This window comes from Halomonas kalidii (assembly GCF_030010475.1).
Lineage (GTDB): Bacteria > Pseudomonadota > Gammaproteobacteria > Pseudomonadales > Halomonadaceae > Halomonas > Halomonas heilongjiangensis.
Window position 1 is genome coordinate 1 of sequence record NZ_JASCQN010000006.1, and the last position, 1,783, is coordinate 1,783.

Sequence of the window (1,783 nt, forward strand, 5' to 3'; positions counted from 1 at the left end):
GGAGCCGCTCTTTAACAATCGATCAGGTAATTCATGTGGGCGCTTGTCGATGGGTCGGTGACCAGTCACAGAACCATCAAGGCAAGCGACTCGTCAAAGACTTTCGGGTCTTTTTGAGAACGTTTGACCCTTGAGCCAGGTTTGGTTCCACCTTAGGAACTATCAGACTTTAAACTGAAGAGTTTGATCATGGCTCAGATTGAACGCTGGCGGCAGGCCTAACACATGCAAGTCGAGCGGTAACAGGGGGAGCTTGCTCCCTGCTGACGAGCGGCGGACGGGTGAGTAATGCATAGGAATCTGCCCGGTAGTGGGGGATAACCTGGGGAAACCCAGGCTAATACCGCATACGTCCTACGGGAGAAAGCAGGGGATCTTCGGACCTTGCGCTATCGGATGAGCCTATGTCGGATTAGCTGGTTGGTGAGGTAATGGCTCACCAAGGCAACGATCCGTAGCTGGTCTGAGAGGATGATCAGCCACATCGGGACTGAGACACGGCCCGAACTCCTACGGGAGGCAGCAGTGGGGAATATTGGACAATGGGGGCAACCCTGATCCAGCCATGCCGCGTGTGTGAAGAAGGCCTTCGGGTTGTAAAGCACTTTCAGTGAGGAAGAAGGCCTTGGGGCTAATACCCTCGAGGAAGGACATCACTCACAGAAGAAGCACCGGCTAACTCCGTGCCAGCAGCCGCGGTAATACGGAGGGTGCGAGCGTTAATCGGAATTACTGGGCGTAAAGCGCGCGTAGGTGGCTTGATAAGCCGGTTGTGAAAGCCCCGGGCTCAACCTGGGAACGGCATCCGGAACTGTCAGGCTAGAGTGCAGGAGAGGAAGGTAGAATTCCCGGTGTAGCGGTGAAATGCGTAGAGATCGGGAGGAATACCAGTGGCGAAGGCGGCCTTCTGGACTGACACTGACACTGAGGTGCGAAAGCGTGGGTAGCAAACAGGATTAGATACCCTGGTAGTCCACGCCGTAAACGATGTCGACTAGCCGTTGGGTCCCTCGCGGACTTTGTGGCGCAGTTAACGCGATAAGTCGACCGCCTGGGGAGTACGGCCGCAAGGTTAAAACTCAAATGAATTGACGGGGGCCCGCACAAGCGGTGGAGCATGTGGTTTAATTCGATGCAACGCGAAGAACCTTACCTACCCTTGACATCCTCGGAATCTGCCGGAGACGGCGGAGTGCCTTCGGGAACCGAGTGACAGGTGCTGCATGGCTGTCGTCAGCTCGTGTTGTGAAATGTTGGGTTAAGTCCCGTAACGAGCGCAACCCTTGTCCCTATTTGCCAGCGATTCGGTCGGGAACTCTAGGGAGACTGCCGGTGACAAACCGGAGGAAGGTGGGGACGACGTCAAGTCATCATGGCCCTTACGGGTAGGGCTACACACGTGCTACAATGGCCGGTACAAAGGGTTGCGAAGCCGCGAGGTGGAGCTAATCCCGAAAAGCTGGTCTCAGTCCGGATCGGAGTCTGCAACTCGACTCCGTGAAGTCGGAATCGCTAGTAATCGTGAATCAGAATGTCACGGTGAATACGTTCCCGGGCCTTGTACACACCGCCCGTCACACCATGGGAGTGGACTGCACCAGAAGTGGTTAGCCTAACTTCGGAGGGCGATCACCACGGTGTGGTTCATGACTGGGGTGAAGTCGTAACAAGGTAGCCGTAGGGGAACCTGCGGCTGGATCACCTCCTTATCGACGACGTCACCGGCTGTCGGCAAGTGCTCACAATGAATTACCTGATCGGCCAGAGCAAAGACTGTTTGGGT

Annotated in this window: 1 rRNA gene; it reads left to right on the forward strand. The window is 55.7% G+C overall.

The window, feature by feature from the left end:
• Positions 1–171 precede the first annotated feature (171 nt).
• A 16S ribosomal RNA gene (locus QLQ85_RS00435) occupies positions 172–1,709 on the forward strand.
• The last annotated feature ends 74 nt before the right edge of the window (positions 1,710–1,783 follow it).